The organism is Microcoleus sp. AT8-B5 (genome assembly GCF_036705565.1).
Lineage (GTDB): Bacteria > Cyanobacteriota > Cyanobacteriia > Cyanobacteriales > Microcoleaceae > Microcoleus.
The window spans coordinates 30,101-54,734 of record NZ_JAUBUY010000041.1; the positions used below are offsets into that span (position 1 = coordinate 30,101).

Annotated in this window: 22 protein-coding genes and 2 pseudogenes; 12 read left to right on the forward strand and 12 right to left on the reverse strand. The window is 45.0% G+C overall.

The features are described 5' to 3' along the window. Positions 1-449 precede the first annotated feature (449 nt). Positions 450-2,540 carry a diguanylate cyclase domain-containing protein gene (locus QUB39_RS23040; RefSeq protein WP_333233305.1) on the forward strand — a complete coding sequence of 697 codons (2,091 nt, stop codon included), beginning with the start codon at positions 450-452 and terminating at the stop codon, positions 2,538-2,540. Beyond that, on the forward strand, positions 2,521-3,054 hold the full coding sequence (locus tag QUB39_RS23045; RefSeq protein WP_333212118.1) for a GNAT family N-acetyltransferase: 534 nt from the start codon (positions 2,521-2,523) through the stop codon (positions 3,052-3,054). Before QUB39_RS23040 ends, QUB39_RS23045 begins: the two co-directional genes overlap by 20 nt. A 20-nt stretch (positions 3,055-3,074) precedes the next feature. On the opposite strand, the gene hppD is transcribed toward QUB39_RS23045, so the two are convergent. The 4 genes from hppD to QUB39_RS23065 form a co-directional block, all read right to left on the reverse strand. Further along, complete coding sequence (hppD, locus tag QUB39_RS23050) at positions 3,075-4,136, reverse strand: 4-hydroxyphenylpyruvate dioxygenase (RefSeq protein WP_333212120.1); 1,062 nt, start codon at positions 4,134-4,136, stop codon at positions 3,075-3,077. A gap of 868 nt (positions 4,137-5,004) precedes the next feature. Then, a complete protein-coding gene (locus tag QUB39_RS23055; RefSeq protein WP_333055228.1) occupies positions 5,005-5,712 on the reverse strand; it encodes an SDR family oxidoreductase in 708 nt (235 codons plus the stop codon). Between the two features lie 184 nt (positions 5,713-5,896). Further along, positions 5,897-7,306 (reverse strand): NYN domain-containing protein, encoded by a 1,410-nt coding sequence (locus tag QUB39_RS23060; RefSeq protein WP_333055226.1) that lies wholly within the window; start codon positions 7,304-7,306, stop codon positions 5,897-5,899. Between the two features lie 42 nt (positions 7,307-7,348). Beyond that, positions 7,349-8,620: an APC family permease gene (locus QUB39_RS23065; RefSeq protein ID WP_333212312.1), complete on the reverse strand. Its 1,272-nt coding sequence runs from the start codon at positions 8,618-8,620 to the stop codon at positions 7,349-7,351. Positions 8,621-8,953: 333 nt separating this feature from the next. On the opposite strand from QUB39_RS23065, the gene QUB39_RS23070 reads away from it, so the two are divergent. The 4 genes from QUB39_RS23070 (at position 8,954) to pstB (QUB39_RS23085) (ending at position 13,095) form a co-directional block, all read left to right on the forward strand. Further along, positions 8,954-9,979 carry a PstS family phosphate ABC transporter substrate-binding protein gene (locus tag QUB39_RS23070; RefSeq protein WP_333212310.1) on the forward strand — a complete coding sequence of 342 codons (1,026 nt, stop codon included), beginning with the start codon at positions 8,954-8,956 and terminating at the stop codon, positions 9,977-9,979. 170 nt (positions 9,980-10,149) lie between these two features. After that, positions 10,150-11,079, forward strand: a complete 930-nt coding sequence (pstC, locus tag QUB39_RS23075) for a phosphate ABC transporter permease subunit PstC (protein ID WP_333055221.1) — start codon at positions 10,150-10,152, stop codon at positions 11,077-11,079. 223 nt (positions 11,080-11,302) lie between these two features. Then, on the forward strand, positions 11,303-12,298 hold the full coding sequence (gene pstA / locus QUB39_RS23080) for a phosphate ABC transporter permease PstA (RefSeq protein WP_333055220.1): 996 nt from the start codon (positions 11,303-11,305) through the stop codon (positions 12,296-12,298). Further along, positions 12,292-13,095: a phosphate ABC transporter ATP-binding protein PstB gene (pstB, locus tag QUB39_RS23085; protein ID WP_333055219.1), complete on the forward strand. Its 804-nt coding sequence runs from the start codon at positions 12,292-12,294 to the stop codon at positions 13,093-13,095. Before pstA (QUB39_RS23080) ends, pstB (QUB39_RS23085) begins: the two co-directional genes overlap by 7 nt. 52 nt (positions 13,096-13,147) lie before the next feature. On the opposite strand, the gene pstB (QUB39_RS23090) is transcribed toward pstB (QUB39_RS23085), so the two are convergent. The 3 genes from pstB (QUB39_RS23090) to QUB39_RS23100 form a co-directional block, all read right to left on the reverse strand. Continuing rightward, the gene (gene pstB, locus QUB39_RS23090) at positions 13,148-13,963 is read right to left on the reverse strand and encodes a phosphate ABC transporter ATP-binding protein PstB (protein WP_333055218.1); all 816 of its coding nucleotides are present in this window, start codon (positions 13,961-13,963) and stop codon (positions 13,148-13,150) included. A 162-nt stretch (positions 13,964-14,125) separates the two neighbouring features. After that, the gene (gene pstA, locus QUB39_RS23095) at positions 14,126-16,048 is read right to left on the reverse strand and encodes a phosphate ABC transporter permease PstA (RefSeq protein WP_333055217.1); all 1,923 of its coding nucleotides are present in this window, start codon (positions 16,046-16,048) and stop codon (positions 14,126-14,128) included. 482 nt (positions 16,049-16,530) lie between these two features. Then, positions 16,531-17,964 carry an IS1/IS1595 family N-terminal zinc-binding domain-containing protein gene (locus QUB39_RS23100; protein WP_333212307.1) on the reverse strand — a complete coding sequence of 478 codons (1,434 nt, stop codon included), beginning with the start codon at positions 17,962-17,964 and terminating at the stop codon, positions 16,531-16,533. A 184-nt stretch (positions 17,965-18,148) separates the two neighbouring features. Between QUB39_RS23100 and QUB39_RS23105 the strand changes: the two genes are divergently transcribed. From QUB39_RS23105 to QUB39_RS23110, 3 genes are all read left to right on the forward strand, one after another. Continuing rightward, positions 18,149-19,657, forward strand: a complete 1,509-nt coding sequence (locus QUB39_RS23105; RefSeq protein ID WP_333055214.1) for a UbiD family decarboxylase — start codon at positions 18,149-18,151, stop codon at positions 19,655-19,657. 294 nt (positions 19,658-19,951) lie between these two features. After that, the gene (locus tag QUB39_RS30680) at positions 19,952-20,110 is read left to right on the forward strand and encodes a DUF6888 family protein (protein ID WP_445251910.1); all 159 of its coding nucleotides are present in this window, start codon (positions 19,952-19,954) and stop codon (positions 20,108-20,110) included. A 16-nt stretch (positions 20,111-20,126) separates the two neighbouring features. Continuing rightward, positions 20,127-20,609, forward strand: coding sequence for a DUF6887 family protein (locus tag QUB39_RS23110; protein ID WP_333055213.1), 483 nt, complete (start codon positions 20,127-20,129; stop codon positions 20,607-20,609). A 269-nt stretch (positions 20,610-20,878) separates the two neighbouring features. Here QUB39_RS23110 and QUB39_RS23115 read toward each other — a convergent pair. Together QUB39_RS23115 and QUB39_RS23120 are read right to left on the reverse strand one after the other, a co-directional pair. Continuing rightward, a pseudogene (locus QUB39_RS23115) lies at positions 20,879-21,091 on the reverse strand (helix-turn-helix domain-containing protein). 20 nt (positions 21,092-21,111) lie between these two features. Next, positions 21,112-21,324: a helix-turn-helix domain-containing protein gene (locus QUB39_RS23120; protein WP_172192515.1), complete on the reverse strand. Its 213-nt coding sequence runs from the start codon at positions 21,322-21,324 to the stop codon at positions 21,112-21,114. A gap of 129 nt (positions 21,325-21,453) precedes the next feature. Here QUB39_RS23120 and QUB39_RS23125 point away from each other — a divergent pair, with 129 nt between their 5' ends. Together QUB39_RS23125 and QUB39_RS23130 are read left to right on the forward strand one after the other, a co-directional pair. Then, positions 21,454-21,696, forward strand: coding sequence for a hypothetical protein (locus tag QUB39_RS23125; RefSeq protein ID WP_333055211.1), 243 nt, complete (start codon positions 21,454-21,456; stop codon positions 21,694-21,696). Positions 21,697-21,854: 158 nt separating this feature from the next. Beyond that, the gene (locus QUB39_RS23130; RefSeq protein WP_333485168.1) at positions 21,855-22,640 is read left to right on the forward strand and encodes a DUF4058 family protein; all 786 of its coding nucleotides are present in this window, start codon (positions 21,855-21,857) and stop codon (positions 22,638-22,640) included. Positions 22,641-22,769: 129 nt separating this feature from the next. Here the strand turns inward: QUB39_RS23130 and QUB39_RS23135 are convergent, their stop codons facing one another. The 3 genes from QUB39_RS23135 to QUB39_RS23145 form a co-directional block, all read right to left on the reverse strand. Then, positions 22,770-23,468 (reverse strand): energy-coupling factor ABC transporter ATP-binding protein, encoded by a 699-nt coding sequence (locus tag QUB39_RS23135; protein ID WP_445251574.1) that lies wholly within the window; start codon positions 23,466-23,468, stop codon positions 22,770-22,772. Further along, positions 23,465-23,734, reverse strand: a complete 270-nt coding sequence (locus QUB39_RS23140) for a hypothetical protein (RefSeq protein WP_190663726.1) — start codon at positions 23,732-23,734, stop codon at positions 23,465-23,467. Before QUB39_RS23140 ends, QUB39_RS23135 begins: the two co-directional genes overlap by 4 nt. A 146-nt stretch (positions 23,735-23,880) precedes the next feature. Continuing rightward, the gene (locus QUB39_RS23145; protein WP_333055207.1) at positions 23,881-24,060 is read right to left on the reverse strand and encodes a hypothetical protein; all 180 of its coding nucleotides are present in this window, start codon (positions 24,058-24,060) and stop codon (positions 23,881-23,883) included. An 89-nt stretch (positions 24,061-24,149) separates the two neighbouring features. Between QUB39_RS23145 and QUB39_RS23150 the strand changes: the two are divergent. Continuing rightward, positions 24,150-24,634, forward strand: a pseudogene (locus QUB39_RS23150) (photosystem II D2 protein (photosystem q(a) protein)); the annotation flags it as partial.

The following is a 24,634-nucleotide window of genomic DNA, read 5'->3' on the forward strand; positions in this document are numbered from 1 at the left end:
TACCTAGGGGAGGTAAAGTCTATAGGAATGGTGCTAATTAAAGCAAACATTTGAATTAAACTGTGCTGTTCATCAACTTGAGCGGTTGTCAGCCACATCGGGTAATTTAAAATTAAAGTGTGCCGGATAAATAGTGTAAACCGCTACATATTGTTCATAAATTTCTACCTCAATTGAGGCTGATTTTGACGACACTTTCTGAAAAAAAAGTGGATAAAATTAATATTTTGCCTCATTTTAAAAATAGGCAAAAAACTGCTTGGAGAATCTAAAGTGTACTGTTTGGATAAATTAGCCAGCGGTAACAGGTGATGACATCTGCCAGTATAAAAATTTCCCTGAGAAATCGCAGCCAAACAACAACTAACTTTACCGGCTAACCTTGGAGAGTGATGCTCTACAATAACGAAATACTTCCAACATTAAGTGTAGAGAGCAGCCTCAGAAGTATGAATATTCTTCTTTATAAGCTGTTATCCTTACGCAGGATGGAATACCTCGCAGTCGATCGGGAACTTAAGATTAAAGAAATATCTTTAAAAGTGCAAGATTTTGCCTACATTCATGAGGAAGCAGCCGAAGGAAAAGACGTGCGCGATAGTTTTCCTGAACTGATCGGAATTGAAGGAATCCTAGAAGGCATTATTGAAGAACGAGAGCAAGACTTTCAGTTAAAATCAATTAACAGAGTTCTCAAAGACGGATCTTATTTGTATCTAAATTTGTACATATTTGGTTATAAGGCACAAGCCAATGCTGACAGATTGATTATTTTATGCGAAGATGTGACAGATAGCATTGCAGCTCAGCAAAGCATGGTTCAGGCTGCCAACGAAAACAGTATGAAAGTCGATTACTTAGCTGCGACTGGCGATTATATTGACAAAATTATTAATTCCCTAGGCGATGTTTTGTTCGTAACCGGAACATCGGGAAAAATCAAAAAAGTGAATCAAGCTGCACAGAAATTATTTGGATATACCGAATCGGAATTAATCGGCCAATCCATATCCCTGATTACGGCAGAGGAGGAATTGTTACGCAAAGTCAGCCAGCTACCTCCTGCACTTAAAAGCCAATATTGGCCTCAAGTAAAAGTAGCTTGCCAAACGAAAATAGGTTTAAAGCTGATTGTTGCATTTTCATGCTCTACTTTCGAGACAAGCCCAGGAAGCAAGGATGGAGATAGCGGGCTTATACAAGATTTTGTTTATATCGGCAAAGACATTACCAAGCAACAACGCATAAAAAAGTGTCAAGAAGCACAGTATGCTGTGACTCATATCCTGTCAGAATCGAGTTCTCTAGATAGCGCTACTCCGAAAATTTTGCAAGCTATTTGCCAAAGTTTTGGGTGGGATTTTGGCGAACTTTGGACGCCGACAGAGGCGGAGAAAGAAACTAGATTGGGTGAGGAAATAAAATCTGAAACAGATCCGCTTTGGTGCCTGCCGCTTTGCTGTCCGATCGAGGAAACTCCTTGTTGGCGGCGGGTGGCAGTTTGGCAGGCAGCGGAGGAAGTTAGGGAGTTTGCCGAAAACGATCGGCAGATTACTTTGGCTGCGGGTGAGGGTTTGCCCGGAGCGGTTTCCAGAAGCGGTTCTACGCAGTGGATTACTGATCTTGTGGGCGATCCCACTTTCGTGCGATCGCGCTTGGCAGAGGAAGCGGGATTGCGATCGGGATTCGGTTTCCCCATTCACGCTAGGAGCCAAGTTGTAGGAGTAATGACTTTTTTTTGCCGGGAAGAACTGCCACCGGATCAAGATTTACTTCAGATCATAGCTGTAGTAAGTTCTCAATTAGGAGAATTTGTCAAGCGCAAATATGCAGAGCAAGAATTGCAAGAAGCTGAAGCTTCAATCCGATTTTTGTACGAACAAGAAAAACGCCAAAGTGAAGAATTAGCTCGGCAAAATGTAGCTTTAGAACAAGCAAAATTAGAATTACAAGCAGCTAACATGGAATTGCAGCGGCTCGCTTCGGTGGATGGATTGACTCAAATTCCCAACCGTCGCTGTTTTGATAAAAAATTGGAGTTAGAATGGCAGTTGATGAAGCGAGAAAAAGATTCGCTATCTTTAATTTTGTGCGATATCGATTTTTTCAAACTTTACAACGATCGTTACGGGCATCAAGGAGGCGACGAATGTTTAAAACAAGTAGCCGACATTTTAGCTAGCAACGCTCAGCGGGCTGGAGATTTAGCCGCCCGCTACGGTGGCGAAGAATTTGCGGTAATTTTGTCGCGAACTGATGTGCAAGGAGCAAAGCAGGTAGCTGAAGCAATTCGCAGGGATTTGAAAGCAGCGGCAATTGTTCATGCTGCTTCCAAGGTAAGTGAGTTTATAACTCTCAGTATGGGAATCGCTACTACTGTACCTGCTGCTGGTTCATCGATCGAGGAGTTGATTGGACAAGCCGATCGAGCGCTGTATCGAGCTAAACTAGAAGGGCGCGATCGTATAGTTGCCCTAGACTTGAAAATAGAATTTCAGGGCCCGAAAGGAGTATGTTCTGATGATTGTGAGAGAAGCTAACATCGCTGACGCACCTGCAATCGCACGGGTGAATCTAGATACTTGGCGCACAGCTTACCGGGAAATTGTACCAGCAGATTACCTCGCCCACTTATCCTATGAAAAGCGAGAAAGCAATTGGCAAGAAATCCTGGCAAACGTCAAAAATACTGGCGTTTTTGTCTGCGTTGCTGAGAATGAATCGGGAGAAATTGTGGGTTTTGCTGCGGGTGGTGGCGAGCGCACTGGCAAATATGTATATAAAGGAGAATTATTTGCCATCTATATTTTGGAGGAATATCAGCGTCAAGGAATCGGACGGCAACTCGTGAGAACAGTTGCCACAAAATTGGCAGAATTAAGTTTGAACTCGATGCTAGTTTGGGTACTAGGAGACAATTCAGCCTATAGGTTTTATGAATTATTAGGAGGTGAAAAAGTAGACGAAAAGCAAACAACTAGAGCAGGAGTTGCCCTCAAAGAAATTGCCTACGGTTGGAAAGATATCGCAGTGCTGATTAACACGCCTGTATGACCGAAAAAGTGGAATTTTTATCAATCATCTATCAAACTTCCTCTCTTCATTTGTTCGCGTTCAATTGCCTCAAACAAAGCTCGAAAATTCCCCGCCCCAAAACCTCCAGCTTGTACCTGTTTCCCGTTAACTAAACTAACTCGGCGCTCAATAATCTCGAAAAAGAAAGTCGGTTCTGCAAAAATTGGCTGGGTAAATATTTGCAGCAGCATTGCTGCGGGAGTATCTTCTTGCCAATCTGCCAAAACTTGACAAGCTGCAATTGCTGGCCAATCTGCGGGCAAATAGTTTTGCCGCTGCTGCAATTCCGAGTAGTATGTTGGAGGAACCGGCAGAAAAGGCAAACCGCACGATCGCAAATCGGCAACAACCCCCACAATATTATTAGTTTGCAAAGCCATGTGCTGAATACCCGGCCCCCGATTGGCGCTCAAAAACTCTTGAATTTGAGAATTAGCTGATGCCGGTTCATTAATCGGGAATTGCACCCCACCTTCAGCGTGCACCATAACTTGACTCCGCAAAGCCGATTTCTCAGTCTGAATGTCAAAATTTTGCTGCGGTTGAAAACCTAATATTTTTTGATACCAACTAACAGCACTTGATAAATCCCCAGATTCAACATTTAACACTACGTGGTCAATCCGGGTAAACAACGGCAGCTTATCCGAAGCCGATAGCAGTGAATGGCTGCCAATTCGCTCCACCAGCGTATGGCTTAAATCGCCCCAGCCTGCGATTTTTGCCCGCTTAAAATAGCCTCCTGCGTTTAGGTCTTCTTGAATCGGTTCCAGGATTTTAGCGCCTTTGGCACCAGCTCTAGCTACCGCTAATTCGATATTTTTTACCCGAAAACCCACATCGGCAATCCCTGGAGGATGAAACTTCAACCAACTAGCAGCGGGACTAGCGGGTGTCAGGGGCGAAGATAAAACAAAACATACATTGCCACTGCTGACAACTTCAGTGTGAGTGTGGCTGTTAGCATAACCTGCTATGGATTGAAAGCCTAACTGGCCGACAAACCAGTCGCAGGATACTTGAGCGTTTTCAACGTAAAATTGAATGCGATCGAACTCCATAATCAATAATTGAAAATGGAAACTGAAAAATGGAAAATCTGCTGATTTTCAAGGTCAAACTGCCAGGTAGGGACTGAGTAATGGAGATGTTTCATACTTTTTATTGCGCGCCCACTTAATAATAACCTAAAGATTGAATATCCTAGCTCCCTCTGAAGGCAGAAATAAGTCGGCACTTAAAACAAACCCGTTGTCTGCGATAACTTAGGTTTGACCGCTAGACCTTCGCCAATAGGACTAAGGCAAAAAATGGTTTGACGTGCTACTTATATGGGTAAGGTGCGCGGCAGAAGAGCACTCTACATAATTAGGTGCTGTGCAAGTTCTCAAACCTAAAGATATGATAATTTTTCGGGGCTTGAGGCGCCGCTGTCTTCTGCCTTCAAATGACAAGCGAATTTCTTCATGTGGTACCCGCCACGTGATTTATCTCGCGCAAATCAATCCCAAATCAAAAATCGAAAATCCTCAAGAAAGAGCATTGATCCGTGGGGTCGCCTCTCAAATCGAAAATCGAAAATCGAAGCTGTCTTCTGCCTTCAAATGACAAGCGAATTTCAAAGGTGATACCCGCCACGTGATTTATCCGTGGAATCAATCCCAAATCGAAAATCGAAAATCCTCAAGAAAGAGCATTGATCCGTGGGGTCGCCTCTCAAATCGAAAATCGAAAATCGAAGCTGTCTTCTGCCTTCAAATGACAAGCGAATTTCAAAGGTGATACCCGCCACGTGATTTATCCGTGGAATCAATCCCAAATCGAAAATCGAAAATCCTCAAGAAAGAGCATTGATCCGTGGGGTCGCCTCTCAAATCGAAAATCGAAAATCGAAAATCGAAAATCGAAAATCGATTGACTCCTCAATAGCTAAAAGAACAAATGACTTTCCGGCTGAATATTAATCTCCATCGGCACAGCTTGCGGGTCAGCCGAAAGAGCAAACATAATCGCATTTGCAGCAGTTTCGGTACTCAGCATTTTTGACCTGTCTACCTTCAAACTGACATTATCCCAAAAGGGAGAATCCACCCCGCCAAAATAGAATAGCGTAAACTTAATGCCGTAGCGCCGCAGCTCATCTGCCATGCACTTGCTGAAACCAACTACCCCAAACTTTGAAGCGCAATAAGCCGTTCCCATCGCCATCGAATGCTTGCCCAAAATCCCGATGACATTGCAAATGTGACCGGATTTGCGCTCTTTCATCACATTCGCCGCTGCTTGAGACGTGTAAAAACTGCCTTTTAAGTTTAAGTCAAGCATTGCATCTAAATCAGCGGGTTCTAACTTGTTCCACTGCTTGAGAATTCCGGCACCGGCGGCGTTTATGAGGGCATCAATTTGTCCAAAATGTTCCAGAGTTGTCTGCATCAACGTCTCGACTTGTGGCAAATCGGTGATATCTGTGGGCACGCACAGTACCTCTGTTGCCGAAAGTTCGCTAGCTAAAGTGTCTAATTTACTGCTGTCTCTGGCGGCGAGCACTAGCCTCGCACCCGCATCAGCGAGTTTGCGGGCCACTGCTGAACCGATGCCGCCAGTCGCACCCACCACAACCACAACTTTGTCCTGCATATCCCTTTACATTTCTTTACGTCCAGATTGTATGATAACTCAAGTTGCTAGTAATGGGGATGTTGATATAGCAATCCTTGCAGGAGTCGTAAATTTTTGACCCCACCCCAACCCTCCCCTTATCAAGGGGAGGGAGTAAGAAATTCACAAATTATTTAGGATGGCTATATATTTTAATTTTTAATTAATTGAGAGAAACTTGCCAGCCTTTTTCGGCTTTTTTTAGCTGGAGAGAAGCGCAGGATTGCAAAAATTTAGTGAATTTCTTACCCAAATTAAAATCTTTAATTATTTGGGTAATTTGTTTGCCGTATTGTCGGTGAAATTCACTACCAACATTGGAGAGAAATACAGAATTTTCAGGAGAGTTGTCGGTTAAGTCGCCAACGATTTTGACAAGAGCTCTTTCTAAGTCTTCGAGAGAATTAATATCGGTCAAAGTTGCAGGTGCTGGCTGGTGGTTATTCAGATTTTCTTGGTTAAGTATTGGCGGTGGGGGCGATAATCTTACTTCAAAAAGAGTGACATAAGTTTGAGAAGTTTCTGAGGGTTTGTGGAGGACAAAATCGGTGGGATATTTGACAAATATATCCCTGGTTTTAGTACCAAGCAAATGATGGGCAACAACTTGATTGAGGACTAAGCCGTAATTTTCCTTAAATAAAGCTGAAACTGTAGAAAGTTTTATCCACTGAGTTGAGGTACGCTTTTGCTCTTTTTTGATTAATTCTTTGAGCTGAATAACTAATTGTTCTAGGGGGGTTATTTCCGGTGTGGTTACTAGGGAATGGGTTTCCAATTGTCCGGTTTTGCTGTTTAAAACTAGGATTTTATCTATTTGTTTGCGGACTTGAAATACGGTTAGTCCGTGGGCTTGCAGTGTGTTGCTGAGGTGAGTGAGGGCGCGATCGGACGAACAGACAAAAATCTCCTTGGCTGTGGGATAATGTACGAAAATCGATGCCCCGACTGTAGCCATTTTTAAGTCGGCGCTGTCTTTGCCGGGGGGGACGTGAATTAGTTGATAGCCACGCTGGTGAAATTCGGCATCTTTTTTGCCCATGCTGCGCCAGTTGGCAAAGGCAACTTTGATTTGGATGGGATAGTGGCAAATTCCCTCTAAAAATTTTTCGGTTTCGATGGTGAGTTGCAAGTTTTCGACATCTAGCAGCAAGATAGCAATGCCGCTAGGAAGCGGGGCTGGTTGATTGGCTGTTGAAGTTGGAGGTTCTGACGAAACTGAGTTTTGTGATTTAGCTGGTGCTGTTTGAGATTGGGCTAGCTGCTGAATTTTGGCACATAATTTACTGAATTGAGGTGAATTAACGAATTCTGGAATCAGCAGAATTTGTAGGTATTTTTTCGCACTCAGCACCAGGGAATCTGTATCGCTGGCTACTGTGAAACTTTTTGTCAATTTTCCAATCAAAACTGACTGAAAATCAGGTTTGGCCCAGGGGGTTTTCCTGTATTTTTCAGTTATCCATTCGGGATGCTTTTCCTGAATGGTAATTAGGGTTTGAGCTATATAGCGACTGATGGCGCTGAATGCGAGAGATTCTTGAGTCGCAAGCTCGGAGGTTCGATCGGGCATGGCCCTCTACAATGCGGGATGCTGTTTCAATTTATCACAATTCTAGTTTTTCGCCGGGAGTCGGACGATCGCCCGCCAAATTAAACCGGCGACAATTAATGCCAATCCTGTCAGCCAAATTTGCCTCTCCACCCAAAAAGCCAGAAACAGACAATTCCCCAAACCCACCCAAGCCAACCACTGCGGATAAAGTCTTTCGGCGGGGGAAAGTTGCAGGGCGGCGAGGTTGGTGATAGCGTAATATATCAAAATGCTAAAAGCACTGAATGACCAAGTGGTTTTGACATCGCCGACGAGGATTAAAAGTGCGATCGTAACTTCCACAACCACCACAGCCACGTAGGGAGTTGTCCCCTCTGGATTCAGCCGCGCCAAGACTCTGGGCATATCCAAGCGCCGCCCCATCGCCAGCCAGATGCGCGACAGCCCTAAAATTAAGTTCAGCAAGACTCCCAACATAGCGGTAATTGCGCCGACGGCTAGCAGTTGAGAAACTCCCGGAATTCGGAAACTGCGGGCGATGACTTCCAAGGGTGCAGTCGTGCCGCCTGGTTGTAAAGACAATTTATCGGCTCCCCCCGCGCCCGCGACAACTACTGCTACCCCGACGTAAAGCAGCATTGTCAGCACCAAAGTGAAAATTATGGCTTTGGGAATGGTTTCCCTCGGTTCCCGCACTTCCTCGCTCATTGTGGCGATGCGGGCGTAACCGCTATAAGCGACAAACATCAGGGCGGTGGCCTGGAAGATGGAGCCGATCGAGCTATCATTCTGTACGGTGGCCATTTCCCACCTTACCTCTGGCAAACCGACAGCAACAAACACTGCTAAGGATAGAAGTGTAACTGAGACTATGGCAGTATTGGCAATATTCGATCGCCTAATTCCCGTCAATACAATTAAAGTGATGGCGGCGAGGGCGACTAAAGCTGTTAGGATCAGGTAAGTGCGATCGGCGACACCAACTGCATTTAAAAAATACCCCGCAAAACCCAAAGCAGCAGTAGCCGCAGAAGCCGTTTTCGCCAACAAAAACATCCAGCCGGCAGTGAAACCCAGCCAAGGATTGAGATATTTGTAGCCATATTCATAAGTACCGCCGCTAACAGGATGATTTGCCGCTAATTGAGCGCTGTTAAGGCCATTGCACACAGCAACAAAAGCTGCAATAGCTACAGCCAAAATCACTCCCGGCCCAGCAACTTCCGCAGCAATGCCGATACTCACAAATACTCCGGTACCGAGGATTGAGCCCAGGCCCATGAGAGTTGCGCCGAAAACACCTAACTCTCGCTTCAGAAGTGGTGAAGACATTTTTGCAAAAAACCTTACAAAGTTTTCAAGACGATCGCAAATCGCACATTAGACATCTCCAATAATTCTTGTGGAACAGGCATCCTGCCTGTTCAAAACTGGCTTTTCTGGAGATGCCTATTTAAAAAAACAATTGTCGCTGCCGTTTCTAGTTTAAGCTTTTTCCCGATCAATTTTATAGTCATCAAAAGATTGGTTCAACAGTCCATTATCTCAGTTCGTGGGAAAAATTTAAACTGTTCATAATCTAAATTAATTCAAAATTTAAAGATCGACTGTTATCCTCCTATAGGATTCGCTGCTCATCATACTTAACGCACAGGATCAAATTATATGGCGCTCAATTTGATGAAATTTAAGCTTAACGGCTGGACAATGGCCGGTGCATCGGCATTTGTAGCTGCGGCGATCGGTATGTCAGTCCCAGCGATTCAGGCTCAAGGACAAAGAATAATTAAAATCGACGGTTCCAGCACAGTCTACCCGATTACCGAAGCTGTCGCCGAAGAGTTCCAAAAAACCAACAGAGGCATACAAGTTACCGTGGGCGTCTCCGGTACGGGTGGGGGCTTCAAAAAATTCTGCCGCGGTGAAACTGACATTTCCAACGCTTCCCGACCGATTTTGAAAGCGGAGATACAAGCCTGCGCTCAAGCTGGGATTAGATATATAGAACTCCCCGTGGCTTATGACGCTCTGACAGTGGTGGTTAACAACCAAAATACCTGGGCGCAAAACTTGACAGTTGCCGAACTCAAGAAAATGTGGGAACCCGGAGCTCAGGGTAAAATCAATAACTGGAACCAAATTCGGGCAGGATTTCCCAACGCACCCCTGAAGCTTTTTGGTGCTGGTACGGCTTCTGGAACTTTTGACTATTTTACTGAAGCGATCGTCGGTAAATCTAAATCTAGCCGGGGCGACTACACTGCCAGCGAAGACGACAACGTGTTAGTCAACGGTGTTTCTCGCGACAAAAATGCCATAGGTTACTTTGGCTACGCTTATTACGAAGCAAATAAGGGCAAGCTCAAATCAGTGGCAATTAATGGTGGTAGAGGACCTGTATTGCCTTCTGCACAGACAGTGCAAAATGGCTCTTATCAACCGCTATCCCGTCCTCTGTTCATCTACGTTAATGCCAAGTCGGCAGATAAACCGGAAGTGAAGCAGTTTGTCGAATACTATATCAAGAACGGTGCTAAACTAGCGCGCGATGTCAAGTACGTAGCTCTACCTCCACAGGCTTATACAACTGCTATGGGTCATTTTACCAAGCGTCGTGTAGGTACTATTTTCGGTGGCGAAGAAGCTGTAGGTTTGACGATTGAGGAAATGTTGAAGCGCGAAGCCAGATAGCAAGTTTATCGGTATTTATTTAGTCAGCAGTCATTAGTTACTGGCGTAAATCCCGATCGTGGCGCTGCATTTACTTACAAAAATTATATCAATATTTCGGGGTGCCAATCCGAGAGTCACTACTAATGACCGATCGCTAATGACTAATAACCAATAACTCTTGATAACTAATGGCTCAAAAATCACTGAAATTATCCAAACAAGCCGCGTTTTCCCCAAAGCTAGTGAGGGATTTGCGCGAAGGTGCGATCGCTTTTTTGCTGTTCCTCGCAGCCTTTTCCTCAGTAGTAACTACTTTCGCTATTCTTTACATCCTAGTTTCGGAGTCCTTGGGTTTCTTCCAACAAGTTTCTTTGGTGGAATTTCTCACGAGTACAGAATGGACTCCCCTATTTTCCGAGCCTCGCTACGGGATTTTGCCCCTAGTTTCGGGTACTTTGGTAATTGCGGGAGTTTCAATGATGGTGGCAATTCCTATGGGTACAATCATTGCGATTTACCTGAGCGAATTTGCTGACAGTCGGGTGCGCGAGGTGATGAAGCCAGCGTTGGAATTGCTGGCGGGAGTTCCCACAGTAATCTACGGTTACTTTGCCTTCTTATTTGTAACCCCGATGTTGCAAATAGTGCTGCCGGATTTACCGGGATTCAATATGTTGAGCGCTGGATTGGTGGTGGGTATTATGATTGTACCCTTCATTAGTTCGATCGGCGAAGATGCAATGCGAGCTGTGCCAGTATATCTCAAGGAAGGCGCTTATGCAATGGGAGCAACACGATTTCAAACAGCAACGTCGGTAGTTTTTCCCGCTGCACTTTCGGGAATTTCTGCTTCTTACATTTTGGCAATTTCTCGCGCTGTGGGCCTTACAATGGTCCCCGCGATCGCCTCTGGTTTGCAGCCGAGTTATACCTGGAATCCAATGGAACCCGGTGCTACAATTGCTTCTTATATCGTGCAAGTTAGTCTCGGCGACTTGCCGCACGCCAGCTTAGAGTATCAAACAATTTTTGTGGCGGGGCTTACCCTAGTGTTGATGACTTTGATATTTAACATAATTGGGCATTTTCTGAGCAAGCGTTACAGGGAAATCTACTAATACTAAGTAAGGGTAATACCCATTTTTGGTGAGTTTCCATACAATCAGATCCCCCCTAACCCCCCTTAGTAAGGGGGGGACAAGATTCTTCTCTCCGCCCTTAATAAGGGGGGATTCTTCTCAAAGTCAACCCCTACTCCCCTTATTAAGGGGGATTTAGGGGGATCTAGCTATGTGAAACTACCCATTAAATTGGTATAAAAAGAAAGTTTTAAGGCTTGAGTTGACTAAACACAAGAATCAAAACTCCTCACCAATTACTAATCATCAATTGCCAATTACTAACTCCCAAAATATGGCCGTAAAAAATATACAGGAAATCCGAAAAATAATTGCAAAAGCTAAGCTGTGGGACAGCATTTTCGCTGCGATCGGCTTATTGTTGATGCTAGTAGGCGTGGTTGTCCTGTTAGCATTAATCATTGATTTGGCGATCGATGGTTTACCGCGTCTTTCCTGGCAATTCTTGACATCGTTCCCATCCCGTCGCGCGGAAGATGCAGGCGTACTGTCTGCTTGGGTAGGCTCGGCTTTAGTAATGTTAGTAACAGCTTTAGCCGCGGTTCCCTTGGGTATTGCGTCGGGTATTTACTTGGAAGAGTACGCCCGGAAAAATTGGGTTGCTGATTTTATCGAAATTAATGTCACTAATTTAGCAGGCGTTCCTTCAATTGTTTATGGACTTTTAGCTTTAGGTTTCTTTGTATATCAATTAAACTTGGGTCAGAGCATTCTCACTGCTGGTTTGACTTTAGCACTGCTGATTTTACCAGTAGTAATTGTTACTACTCGCGAGGCACTGAGGGCTATTCCTAATGAGATCAGGGAAGCTTCCTACGCCACAGGCGCTACCAAGTGGCAAACGATTTCGGATCACGTTTTGCCATACTCCGCTGGCAGTATTATGACAGGAGTAATTGTGGGGTTGTCAAGGGCGATCGGAGAAACAGCACCTCTAATTACAATTGGGGCTCTCACATTTATTGCCTTTTTGCCCGACTCTCCCCTGCAATCCGAATTTCCTTATGTTTCGTTTAAATGGCTGATGTCACCCTTCACAGTCATGCCCATGCAAATGTTCAACTGGGTATCCCGCCCGCAACCGGAATTTCAAAACAACGCTGCCGCAGCAGGCCTGATAATACTGGCGATGACTTTGGCAATGAATGGCTTGGCAATTTATCTCCGCTATATTTTCCGCAAAAACATCAAATGGTAAAAAAAATCACAACCAACTCTTCGTCTTCAACTACCGTTAAGGCAAAAGCTGAAGTCAGAAACCTGAATTTTTTCTACGGTTCAACTCAGGCACTGAAAAATATCAACCTAGTTGTTGATGATAAAAAAGTGACCGCGCTAATTGGCCCGTCTGGCTGTGGCAAAACTACGCTGCTGCGGTGTTTTAATAGGATGCACGACCTCTATCCCGGCAATCGTTACGAAGGGGAAATCTTGCTGGACTCCGATGAGATTAATATCCTCAGCCGCAAGGTAGATCCCATCGAAGTTCGGATGCGGATTAGCATGGTATTTCAAAAGCCAAATCCTTTCCCGAAGTCAGTCTATGAAAATGTAGTCTACGGGTTGCGGGTGCGGGGTCAAACGAAGCGCAGCGTCATGGATGAAAAAGTCGAAAAAGCTCTGCGGGGCGCGGCTTTGTGGAATGAAGTAAAAGACAGATTAAATGATTTGGCGTTTAATCTTTCGGGAGGCCAACAGCAGCGGTTGTGCATTGCTAGAGCTCTCGCAACGGAACCTGAGATAATTTTATTTGACGAACCAACTTCTGCCCTAGACCCGATCGCAACTTCCAGCATTGAAGCTTTAATTGCCGAGTTGAAAGAACAAGTAACAATTCTAATTGTTACTCACAATATGCAGCAAGCCGCACGGGTTTCTGACTATACAGCTTTCATGTATTTAGGTGAAATGGTCGAGTTTAATCAAACTAAGACTATTTTTAACAATCCTGCCAAGCAGCAAACTCAAGAATATGTAGAAGGTCGATTTGGATAATCTATAACTCAAGTAAGGTGCGTTACAACTAGATATAACGCACCCTAACTTTTTAACTAATTACACTCTCTATGCGGCTGTAAGTGCTCACATAATCACAAGTCGCTTTATGTTGAGGATTCAGGAAAATAGAAGGAGCTGAAGCATACTCTACAAGCTCGCCGACTCGCCTTCCTTCTTGAATCTTGATATTAAAAAAAGCAACAAGGTCAGCCACTCTTGAAGCCTGCTGTAAATTGTGCGTGACTATAACAATTGTGTAATGCTTCTTCAGCCTGTTAATTAATTCTTCTATGCGTAAAGTTGAAATTGGATCAAGCGCTGAACAAGGTTCATCCATCAAAATTACCTCTGGTTGCAGTGCTAAGGCTCTAGCAATGCAAAGTCGCTGCTGCTGGCCGCCTGATAAAGTCATAGCATTTTTATTAAGCAGATCTTTTACTTCGTCCCACAGCGCTGCTTGACGGAGAGCATCTTCGACAAGCTCGTCAATATTTCCCCGATAGCCATTGACGCGAAGTCCCAAAGCAATGTTCTCGTAAATAGATTTGGGGAATGGATTAGGTTTTTGAAAGACCATACCGATCCTGCGGCAAACTTCTATTAGATTGAACTCTGTGATGTCTCGATCGTAAAAAGTAATTTTTCCGGTTATTTTAGCGCATTTAACTAAGTCGTTAATGCGGTTAAAACAGCGCAGCAGAGTCGTTTTTCCGCAGCTAGAAGGGCCGATAAATCCTGTAACTTGATTTTTGTAAATTTCCATATTGATTCCTTCTAGGGCTAAAATGTCATTGTAGGATACCGATAGTTGCTGGACTCGCAAAATAGCTTCTAGGGGTGTTGGCAATTCAAAATCTGTTTGCATAGGTACAAAGAAACTGGGTATTGGCGATTGGGAATTGCAGATAGGGGGTGTAAGGAAGAAGCAATAATTTATCCCTTACACTCCTAATCCTTGATTTTTAGGTTTACAGGTGCGGAATTTTAGTGGTACTTTGGCGGGAATTGCTAATTGCTTTTTGATATTTTATGCTTGTTTTTTGCTACAGCTATCTCGCAATATTATAGCTAAAATATTCATCACGAATAGAATGCCAATTAGCAAGATAATTGCTGCTGCCGCATTTTGTTGGAAATCGGCTTGAGGTCGAGAAACCCAGTTAAATATTTGAACTGGTAGAGCGGTAAAAGGACTGCGTAACCCCTCCAGAGATAAAGCGGGCGTAAAGGTAATAAAAGCAGATGCACCTACCGCAATTAGCGGGGCTGTTTCACCAATTGCACGGGAAAGGGATAAAAAAATTCCCGTTAAAATACCGGGCATTGCAGATGGCAGGACTAGATGCCACAAAACCTGCCACCGAGTCATTCCTGTAGCGGTGCCTCCTTCCCGCAAGCTATGGGAAACGGCGCGCAGTGCTGAACGAGTCGCTATAATTATGGTGGGTAAAGCGATTACGGATAGGGTGAGGGACGCAGAAAGTAAACTGTACTTGCCAGTTAAAAATCCTAATCCGTGAACAAATATTCCCAGCCCTAGCAAGCCATAAATAATAGAGGGCATTGCTGCTAAATTTGCAATATTAATTTCAAGGAATTGGCTAAATAGATTATTGGGGACATATTCTTCGAGATAAATGGCTGCTCCTACTCCAATGGGAGTAGCGAAAATTGCAGTTAATCCCAGCAACCAAAAAGTTCCCGCTAAGGCTACGTAAATTCCTGCTTCTTCGGGGTTTCTGGAAGCAAATGACGTGATAAATTGCCAGTTAAGGCGCGAGAGACCATCTTGAGACACATCAAATAATAAAAGCCCTAGAACGGTTATTAAAACCAAAGGTGGAATAACTGTGAGAATTATGAAAATTCGATCTAGGAAGTGACGTTTGGTGAAATCAGGCTGAAAAATGTGAGTAAATTTCGGTATTTTTTGAGGGGAGTATTGAGCGATATCTGACCGAGAATTAATAGCTAAATGTTCTTGATTTACCTCCGGGCTGCCAATTGGGACTTCTAACATTAAATCGCGGTGACGCCGGACAAGCAAGTGACTCAGTGTGTTGAGGATCGAGGTCATCAAAAATATGACCGTCCCTACTGTGAAAATAGTGTGAAATTCTAGAGAATTTATAGGTATATCGCCCAAACTTACTTGAATTATAAAAGCAGTCATTGTCGATACTGCTTCTAGCGGATTCAGAGCAAATTGGGGATTTTGTCCTGCTGCAATGGAGGCGATCAGGGTTTCTCCCAAACAGCGAGAAGCTGCTAATGTAAAGGAGGCAATGATGCCTGGAAATGCGACTGGTAAAATTATTTTAGTGATAATTTCTGGTTTTGTAAAACCTAAAGCATAAGCTGCTTCCTGTAATCGTTTTGGGACATTTTGAATAGCGTCTTCACTCATAGAAGATACAATAGGTGCAATCATTATGCCAGTGACTAAACCTGCGCTTAAAGGGCTAAACCCGGCTAGATTGGGGATAAGTTTTTGCAGCAGCGGGGTAACAAATAACAGAGCAAAATAGCCATAGACTACAGTGGGGATGCCCGATAGAGTTTCTATAAAGGGTTTGAGCAGATAACGCACTCTATGGGGAGCGTATTCGCTGAGGTAGATGGCAGTGAGGAAGCCAACAGGCACGGCAACAGTCATGGCGATCGCCGTTGTCAACAATGTGCCGCTGGCAAGTACCATAATACCAAAGGTTTTATTGGGAAAAAGCGGCGTCCACTGCGTATCTGTCAAAAATCTCCACAAAGGTACTTCTTGGAAGAAAATTGCTGTTTCATAAATCAGGACAGTAATAATCCCTAGGGTGATGAATGCGGGAATACATCCGAGTATTCCCAATAGAGCGTGTAAAGCATATTCTTTCCACATAGCTGAGGTTAAATTGCGCTGCCAAAGCTTAGACTCAGGTGGCAGATGCGAAGGGGCAGTTTTCATTTAAACCTGGGCTTTTGATTGTTGGCGATCGAGAGTGTATTGATAGTTTAAAAATAATTAATTTTTCGTGCTAGTTAGTGAGGGATTAATTATTATTCAGTAATTGAGTCGCTGCAAACTGACTCAAAAAATTAGCTTTAAAAACTAATAACTAATGATTGCTAGTAGATGGTTATTTAAAATAACTGATGTCCTCTGATAATTTATCACAATAGCTAATCAAAAATGGTTAAAAATAGGTAAGCAATTCGATAACAGAGGGTTAAAGCCTCGGACTGGTTGCAAGAAAAGTGGGCCGCCCGATTAAAACCTGAGAGGCGAAAAGTTGTCTGTTTGACCTTAATCTTGAATACGATCGCCAGGGAGTACATGAGCGTAGTCCAAGAGCAAGCGTTACCGAAGCACCTTGGCGACTGCTATAGCTTGTAAGGTACGTCCAAGGGCACCTTACCCTCACAATTTATGACTTTTGAGTCATATATTTAATCCGTAACTTTGGCGATCGCCACTTGATGCTCCTTACCCTTTTTCTGAACTTTGAATTTTTGGCATGACTGCAAAAAATCGTGAAAATTGCTACCCAAATGCAGCGATTGCAGCTTTTTAGTAATTGGTTGACCGTATTGCTTGTGAAATTCGGTGGCTACCTGGTTAATGCCAATGTAATTGCCTGGAGATTTAGCAGTTAATGCCAATACAATATTTGCTATAGATGCTTCCAGGGCGGCTGAGGACTGTGTTTTTGAAGATGCTGCTGCTTTTGGAGCGATCGCCACTTGATGTTCGTTACCGAGCAATTCCATTTTGAAAACAGACGGACGCGATTTAAAAAAATTAATTAGACTAGAATCCGGCAAAAAATTTTTCACAATTAAATCGGCATGACACTGATATTTAGTATAAAATTGTTTCTTGATTGTTGTGACGGGAATAGCATTTTGTTTTAAATCAACTATCGCTTTCGCAATCATTGCTACAAGTATCTTTTCTAAAGCATCCAGCGAATGAATCCCAATTGAATTGACTGACTTGGTTTCGGGAACTTTTTGGGATTCAATATCTAGATCCACGACAAGAGGAGTTATACACTCTTTAGTCCCAGAAGAAATTTTGTCTTCTGCTGACTCCGACAGTGCAGCAGGGGAAGTTGTAGAAGGGAAAACAATAGTGTGGCGCTCTTGAAAAAGCTCAGCCACACTAGAAAAACGAGCGATCCGCTCATCAATAGATTTGTGTTCAGCCTTCAACAACTCTGCAACTTGATTAGCCAATTCTGCAAAACTAGGGATTTCCTCTTCCCTTTCGCAAGAATAGTGCTTGCTCTCACCATTCTGACAGTTTTCTACAGATAAAACTGAATTTTGCCGACGCACCCGAAACACAGTCACTCCCTGATTTTGCAACTGATTGCAAAGATGATTTAACAAACCGTCCGAAGAACAGACAAAAACTTGTTTTACATCCCGATATCGATATAAAATAGCCGCGCCAAAAGCAATCATTTTACCGTCAGCACTATTAGCACCGCCCGGAACGTGAATCAGTTCGTAACCGCGATCGTAAAGTTCAGCATCCAACTTGCCGATACTCGGATTTTTCCAGTTAGCAAAAGCAATTTTAACTTGCAGGGGATAGTCGCACAAATCGGCTAAGAATTGTTCTGTATTAACCTTAAGTTTCAGATTTTCGGCATCTAACAGCAAAATCGCAATCCCGCCGGACTCTGTGGTGGTTGCAGACTCGATTCCTTGCGGGATAACTTCGCTTAACCGTGTTTCCGTGCATTTGCGACTGAAAGACGGCGGACTGGGCGGGTCAAAAAAATGTTTGCGGCAAGCTTTGCAAAGATACCGCTGGTGCCCGTTGGGACGGCCGTTTTTACGAACTTCGTCAGATTCGCATCTTGGACATTTCATGTAACCCATTATGCAGCCTACTCCCCAACCCAACAAGGCATTACCTATCTTCTTCTTCCTCTTCCTTCGCGCCCTTGGCGTCTTCGCGGTTCGTTAAATACGTATCTTTTGAGCGGTTCAGGAGTAACTTGTGGCAGTCGATCGGCTCATAATAACAAAAGAACGTTAACAATTCTTAAAAAAAATGGCTAGAGACTTGCGGGGATTCCTAAAACTACTCGAAGAACGGGGACAACTGCGCCGGATTAGCGCCTTAGTCGATTCCGACCTCGAAATTGCCGAAATTTCCAACCAAATGCTGCAAAAAGGCGGCCCTGGACTGCTGTTTGAAAACGTCAAAGGGGCCGAATTCCCCGTCGCAATCAACCTGTTGGGTACGGAAGAGCGCGTTTGCTGGGCGATGAACATGGAAAAGCCGATCGAACTAGAAGAGCTCGGCAAAAAACTGGGAATGCTGCAACAGCCAAAACCGCCGAAAAAGATTTCCCAAGCGATAGAATTCGGCAAAGTCCTGTTTGACGTAGTGAAAGCCAAACCGGGGCGCGACTTTTTCCCAGCTTGTCAGCAAGTGGTAATTGAGGGAGAAGGGCTGGATTTGAACAAAATCCCGATGATTCGCCCTTATCCGGGAGATGCGGGCAAAATTATCACCCTGGGTTTGGTAATTACCAAAGATTGCGAAACGGGCACGCCGAATGTGGGGGTTTATAGGTTGCAGTTGCAGTCAAAAAACACGATGACTGTACACTGGTTATCGGTGCGGGGCGGCGCGCGGCACTTGCGGAAAGCGGCGCAGGCTGGTAAAAAGTTGGAAGTTGCGATCGCCCTGGGAGTCGATCCTTTAATCATTCTCGCCGCAGCAACCCCAATTCCTGTAGATTTATCGGAATGGTTATTTGCCGGACTTTACGGCGGTTCCGGCGTGCAATTGGCGAAGTGCAAAACCGTAGATTTGGAAGTACCGGCGGACTCGGAAATTGTGTTAGAAGGAACGATTACGCCGGGGGAAGTTCTGCCCGACGGGCCCTTCGGCGATCACATGGGTTATTACGGCGGTGTCGAAGATTCGCCGTTGGTGCGGTTCCACTGCATGACGCACCGCAAAGACCCGATTTATCTGACCACATTTAGCGGGCGGCCGCCGAAAGAAGAAGCAATGATGGCGATCGCGCTTAACCGTATTTATACCCCTATTTTGCGGCAGCAAGTATCGGAAATTGTCGATTTCTTCTTACCGATGGAAGCGCTGAGTTATAAGGCGGCAATTATCTCGATCGATAAAGCATATCCCGGTCAAGCGCGCAGGGCTGCTTTAGCATTTTGGAGTGCTTTACCGCAGTTTACTTACACTAAGTTTGTGATTGTTGTCGATAAAAGTATCAACATTCGCGACCCGCGTCAAGTAGTTTGGGCAATTAGTTCTAAAGTCGATCCGGTGCGGGATGTATTTATTCTGCCGAATACGCCTTTTGATACGTTAGATTTTGCCAGTGAAAAGATTGGTTTGGGAGGCAGAATGGGGATTGATGCTACTACGAAGATGCCGCCGGAAACGGATCACGAATGGGGGGAAGTTTTGGAGTCAGATCCTGATGTGGCGGCGATGGTAGAAAGGCGTTGGGCTGAGTATGGTTTGGCTGATTTGAATTTGGGAGAAGTCGATCCGAATTTGTTTGGTTATGAGATGAAGTAGGGGAATTAACCGTAAAATCTGACATATCGCACATCCTCGATCGACCTGTGGTGGCGGGTTTTTCCAACCCTTTATGACACAGATAGACAATCTAAAAAACCCGCCCCCACCAACTAAAAATCGCAAGCTACCTCTTTTTAATGCGATCGGGATTTACGCACTCCGACAAAGAAACCGGGTTTTTACCGAGTCTTTGCACTGTCAAGAAGTCTTCTCGAAAAAACCCGGTTTCTGGGTTCCTATGCGTAAGTTATATTATATTCAAAAGTTTGTGCCACAATTGAGGAACTTCAGATTAATCCCACTGACGAACAAGCCCAAGCCTGTCTGCGCGTCTGCCAGATGTTCTCTAGCTACTACCGAGATATTCAACTATTCCGTTTTAATGCTCAAACCACAGAAGTGTATATTTTCGTAAGTGATGATCTGCAAGTAATCGTATCTAGTAATTGACTTTGGAGGTTTTTGGATGAAACCGAACTTTGATGAAATGAGCAGATCCGAATTAAAAGCTTACGTGCTATCGCATCGGCATGATGATGAAGCGATTCAGATATTTTTTGGTCGCCGTAATCCCCCAGATTCACAAGCGACATGGTACGGGCAGATGTGTACTCCTGAAGGTGTACCCATTGAAGAAAATATTCGCATCGCTGAGGAAGCAATTAAGAAAAGAGCTGAAATCGATCGCGAAAAACAACAACAACGGGAAAAAGCACAGGAGGATCGATTACGCCAAACATTAGAACGGGAAATTGAGGCAAAACTTCGATCGCAAATTGAATTAGAAGTCGAACAGAAGTTGCAGGAAAACTTAGAAAAAGAAATTGAGGCTCTGATAAGTGCGATCGCCCAATTTTTAGCGTCAACCACCAGCTTACCATCAAGACTGGCAGGGTCGATCGCACTTTTGGCAATTCGTGCCGGAATTGAAGATTTTTGCGATTTTTAGAATGGGCGATCGAATTGAGTGCGATCGGGACTTATGCGCTTCGTCAGAGAAACCGGGTTTTTTGCAAAATCTGCGGGCTGTAACGAAGTATTCCCGCAAAAACCCGGTTTCTGACCACCCGTGCGTAAATCCTAAAAATTTCAAAAAAAGGATTGAAGGGGATCTCGATCGCCTTTTCAGTCGTCTTTAGACGACTTGAGCTTTGAGGCGGGGGTTTCAACCCCCGACGGACTGTTGCAAGAAGTGCAAAAACTAAATCAAAAATCAGTTTACCCTTCCAAAACCTCAACCAAATCTTCGATCATCAAATCGAAGACAGCAGCAAGTTTCTGCAAAGCCGTGTAGTCCACCGTTGCCATTTTGGGAGCTTGGGCGTATTTTTTAACCGTGCTGTAGGGAATTCCCGTTCTGTCAGAGACTTCTTTCAGCGTCCAACCCTTTTCCTGGGCTAGTTATCGAACTCGCAACCGTATTAGCCCCATCTTCCCGCTGATAAATCAGTTTATTGTTCCAAAATCTCAACTAAATCTTCGATCGCAATATCGAACGCACGGGCCATCTTGTCCAAAGCTGTGTAGTCTACAGTTGCCATACCTGGAGAACTGGCATAGGTGGCGATCGTAGTGTATGGAATACCCGTTCTGTTGGAGACTTCCCTAAGAGTCCAACCCTTCTCTTGAGCAAGTTCTCGAACTCGCAGTCTAATTCGTCCCATTCCGCCCTTGACAATTACGACTACTCGTAATTTAATGAATATACAATTAACAGCGATCGCCCTCCGACCTGAGAAATCTAGAGCGATCGCCTTTCATTCACCACCCACAAAAGTGGGAAGGATTTTCCTATGATACCAAAACAATCGACATATCGCGATCGACTTGTGCCTTGGTGCATAATTCGCCACCTCCCCAACTGTCAGCGGTTAACAGTCGCCCGTTTCAGCCGCCGCCCCGATGCCGAATCTTACCTAAATGCACTGCGCCGCTTAATGCCCGCAGTCCCGCATACAATTGTTTTCGTGAATGCGCTGTCTGTCTTAGATGAAAACAGCGTTCCAATTCCGATGCAATTGTCGATCGAAGTTTAAGCGTTGAAAAGTGTGAACAACAGGTAAGATGCCGGTTCCACAAACATTAAAATATGTTGTGGGGTGGGCCGGAGAGCCCGCCCAAGAAACAGGCAAGATGCCTGTTCCAGAAATATTCAACTAAACTAGAAATAGATTTGAGTCAAGGAGTCACATCAATGCCATCTCCCTTTACCGGTATGGATCCGTATTTAGAGCATCCCGAACTCTGGCCTGCCCTACACCACTGGCTAATTATTGAAATTGCCAGATTATTATCTCCGCAATTACGTCCTAAGTATTTAGTGTCTGTAGAAGTGAGAATGTATGAAACCGCTGACGACAATTTATCAATTGGCATTCCTGATGTAAACGTAATTCAGCCAAGAACCACAACCGAATTAATAACATCAAACGTAGCCGTGGCAGCGCCACCAACCCAACCCTTGACAGTAAATATTCCCATGCCCTACCAGGTTCGGGAAGGCTATTTAGAAATTAGAGAAAGAGAAAACCAAGAACTAATCACCCTGATTGAAATCCTCTCGCCTAGCAATAAGCGCACAGGAAAAGGGCGGCAAATGTACGAAGAAAAGCGAGAAGAAATTTTATCCAGTCGCACTCATTTAATTGAAATAGATTTATTGCGGCGCGGTCAAAGAATGCCAGTTATTGGCAATGACATTGAAAGCCACTATAGCGTTTTGGTGTGTCGGGGAAATCGCCGTCCTAGAGCAGATTTGTACGCTTTTAACGTGCAGAACCCACTGCCTGCCTTTCCTTTGCCGCTGCGATCAGGCGATAGTGAACCTGTCATAAACTTGCAGGAATTATTTACTCAAATTTACGACATAGCAAGTTACGACCTGAAGATAGATTATCGCAACTGGGAAGTCATACCACCGCTGTCAGAGGCCGATACAATTTGGGCAGATGCTTGGTTGCGCGATCGAGGATTGCGGTGAATTTAGTTAGATTATATCGGGTTAATTATCACAAATACCGTAGGGGCGGGTTCACCCTAATCTACAACACAAGTGAGAAATTCAGATAAACCCGCCCCGGCCGCGACTATGACTCAAATTGCTTAACAGCTAAACATCTTGGCTTTGCATCAACCGCTGCTTCAAACGCGCCGGATCTCCCCGATCGACAACTTGGCCCTTTTCCAACAAAAAAGCCCCATCGCAGAAATTCAACTCATCCAAACGGTGAGTCACCCACAAAGCCGTAATCCCGCGATTTTTCACCAACCGCTGCACCGCCGCCACCAAATCCAACTGAGAATCAGGATCTAACAAAGCCGTCGGTTCATCTAACAGCAAAATTTCGCAGTGACGGGCGATCGCCCCAGCAAGAGCAATTCGCTGCTTCTGGCCCCCACTCAAAGCATAAATCGGCCGCCGCTGCAAATCCAGCAAATTCACAGCCTCCAAAGCCTCCGCCACCCTCTCCCGCACCTGAACGTTAGAAAGCTTTTCCTCCACCAAACCAAAAGCCACATCCGCACCCACCGTCGGCATCACCAATTGGTGATCCGGATTTTGGAACACAAAACCCACTCGCCCACTCAGGTCAATTTCCCCCGACTGGGGGTGCAGCAGCCCAGCCATCAGCCTCAACAGCGTAGACTTGCCGCTGCCGTTAGTGCCCAAAAGCATCCAAAACTCGCCCTTGGGTACATCCAGAGAGCAACCTTGCAACACTCGATCGCCCGACGGCCAGCAAAAACCCAAATCCCGCACAGCAACGGCTGACGGGCTCATATCGGCACCAACACCCCCAGCCCTCATTCTGCTGTCATCGAGACAAAGCCAGGGGATCTGCCTGTAGATGACGCCCCCGATTTCTGAGAAACCACCACCCCAGAAATCTCGCTGCTGAGTACAGCCACCTTTTTCTCAGGATTTTTCTCGCAGGTGAGTTCCAAAATTTGCGGTTGGGAGTTGCGAATCGCCGCCAGTACCTGCTGGTAAACAGTCTCAGCGTCCTCCTCCAACTTCCGCTGCACCGACAGCGAGACGGGCGTATTTTTCACAATGATGTCAATGCTGAACATATAGTCTTAAAAACCTAAGTTTGGAGCTCTCTCCTCAGTATATATATAGGACTTACCCACGGAAACCCAGTTTCTTAGAAAAATCAGAGGTTGAGGGCGATACATCTACCAAGCCACGGGGCTTCTGACGCAAAGCGCAGAGACTCCTATATAGTAGAAGTTCCCAAATGCAGGGCAAAGACTTCGGGGACTTCGAGGGCTTCGGGGACTTCGCACAAGTCAAAAGTCAACAGCCAAAAGTTTTTTAAGAAAAACTTGCTCTTGTAAAGAATTACCTCTATAATCGTCAATACGGTAAAGAAAAGTAAAGTCTGTTCATAATCCAACTTGTTTTCTGCTAAGCAGAGGCAACGGTGGAAAACTCATGACTAGAGACAGATCCGTTGTAATTATATCCATTTGGAGATTTGCGTAAATGACAATCGCAGTCGGACGCGCCCAGACCGAAAGAGGCATATTTGATGTACTCGACGACTGGCTCAAACGCGATCGCTTCGTCTTCGTAGGCTGGTCTGGCATCCTGCTATTCCCCTGCGCCTACCTAGCCATCGGTGGCTGGTTAACAGGCACCACCTTCGTCACATCCTGGTACACCCACGGTTTGGCAAGTTCCTACCTCGAAGGAGCCAACTTCCTCACGGTAGCCGTCTCCACCCCAGCCAACAGCCTCGGACACTCCCTGCTGTTCCTGTGGGGCCCCGAAGCACAGTGGGACTTTACCCGCTGGTTCCAACTCGGTGGGCTGTGGACATTCGTAGCCCTCCACGGCGCCTTCGCACTGATCGGCTTTTGCCTGCGTCAGATTGAAATCGCCCGTTTGGTAGGCATCCGTCCCTACAACGCCCTAGCATTCACCGGCCCCATCGCCGTGTTTGTTTCGGTGTTCCTGCTTTACCCCTT

Excerpts from the sequence above, each read along its gene's own strand:
- QUB39_RS23040 (WP_333233305.1), top strand. The coding sequence starts at position 450 with ATGAATATTCTTCTTTATAAGCTGTTATCCTTACGCAGGATGGAATAC.
- QUB39_RS23045 (WP_333212118.1), top strand. The coding sequence starts at position 2,521 with ATGATTGTGAGAGAAGCTAACATCGCTGACGCACCTGCAATCGCACGG.
- hppD (WP_333212120.1), bottom strand. The coding sequence starts at position 4,136 with ATGGAGTTCGATCGCATTCAATTTTACGTTGAAAACGCTCAAGTATCC.
- QUB39_RS23055 (WP_333055228.1), bottom strand. The coding sequence starts at position 5,712 with ATGCAGGACAAAGTTGTGGTTGTGGTGGGTGCGACTGGCGGCATCGGT.
- QUB39_RS23060 (WP_333055226.1), bottom strand. The coding sequence starts at position 7,306 with ATGCCCGATCGAACCTCCGAGCTTGCGACTCAAGAATCTCTCGCATTC.
- QUB39_RS23065 (WP_333212312.1), bottom strand. The coding sequence starts at position 8,620 with ATGTCTTCACCACTTCTGAAGCGAGAGTTAGGTGTTTTCGGCGCAACT.
- QUB39_RS23070 (WP_333212310.1), top strand. The coding sequence starts at position 8,954 with ATGGCGCTCAATTTGATGAAATTTAAGCTTAACGGCTGGACAATGGCC.
- pstC (WP_333055221.1), top strand. The coding sequence starts at position 10,150 with ATGGCTCAAAAATCACTGAAATTATCCAAACAAGCCGCGTTTTCCCCA.
- pstB (WP_333055219.1), top strand. The coding sequence starts at position 12,292 with ATGGTAAAAAAAATCACAACCAACTCTTCGTCTTCAACTACCGTTAAG.
- pstB (WP_333055218.1), bottom strand. The coding sequence starts at position 13,963 with ATGCAAACAGATTTTGAATTGCCAACACCCCTAGAAGCTATTTTGCGA.
- pstA (WP_333055217.1), bottom strand. The coding sequence starts at position 16,048 with ATGAAAACTGCCCCTTCGCATCTGCCACCTGAGTCTAAGCTTTGGCAG.
- QUB39_RS23100 (WP_333212307.1), bottom strand. The coding sequence starts at position 17,964 with ATGAAATGTCCAAGATGCGAATCTGACGAAGTTCGTAAAAACGGCCGT.
- QUB39_RS23105 (WP_333055214.1), top strand. The coding sequence starts at position 18,149 with ATGGCTAGAGACTTGCGGGGATTCCTAAAACTACTCGAAGAACGGGGA.
- QUB39_RS23110 (WP_333055213.1), top strand. The coding sequence starts at position 20,127 with ATGAAACCGAACTTTGATGAAATGAGCAGATCCGAATTAAAAGCTTAC.
- QUB39_RS23120 (WP_172192515.1), bottom strand. The coding sequence starts at position 21,324 with ATGGGACGAATTAGACTGCGAGTTCGAGAACTTGCTCAAGAGAAGGGT.
- QUB39_RS23125 (WP_333055211.1), top strand. The coding sequence starts at position 21,454 with ATGATACCAAAACAATCGACATATCGCGATCGACTTGTGCCTTGGTGC.
- QUB39_RS23130 (WP_333485168.1), top strand. The coding sequence starts at position 21,855 with ATGCCATCTCCCTTTACCGGTATGGATCCGTATTTAGAGCATCCCGAA.
- QUB39_RS23135 (WP_445251574.1), bottom strand. The coding sequence starts at position 23,468 with ATGAGGGCTGGGGGTGTTGGTGCCGATATGAGCCCGTCAGCCGTTGCT.
- QUB39_RS23140 (WP_190663726.1), bottom strand. The coding sequence starts at position 23,734 with ATGTTCAGCATTGACATCATTGTGAAAAATACGCCCGTCTCGCTGTCG.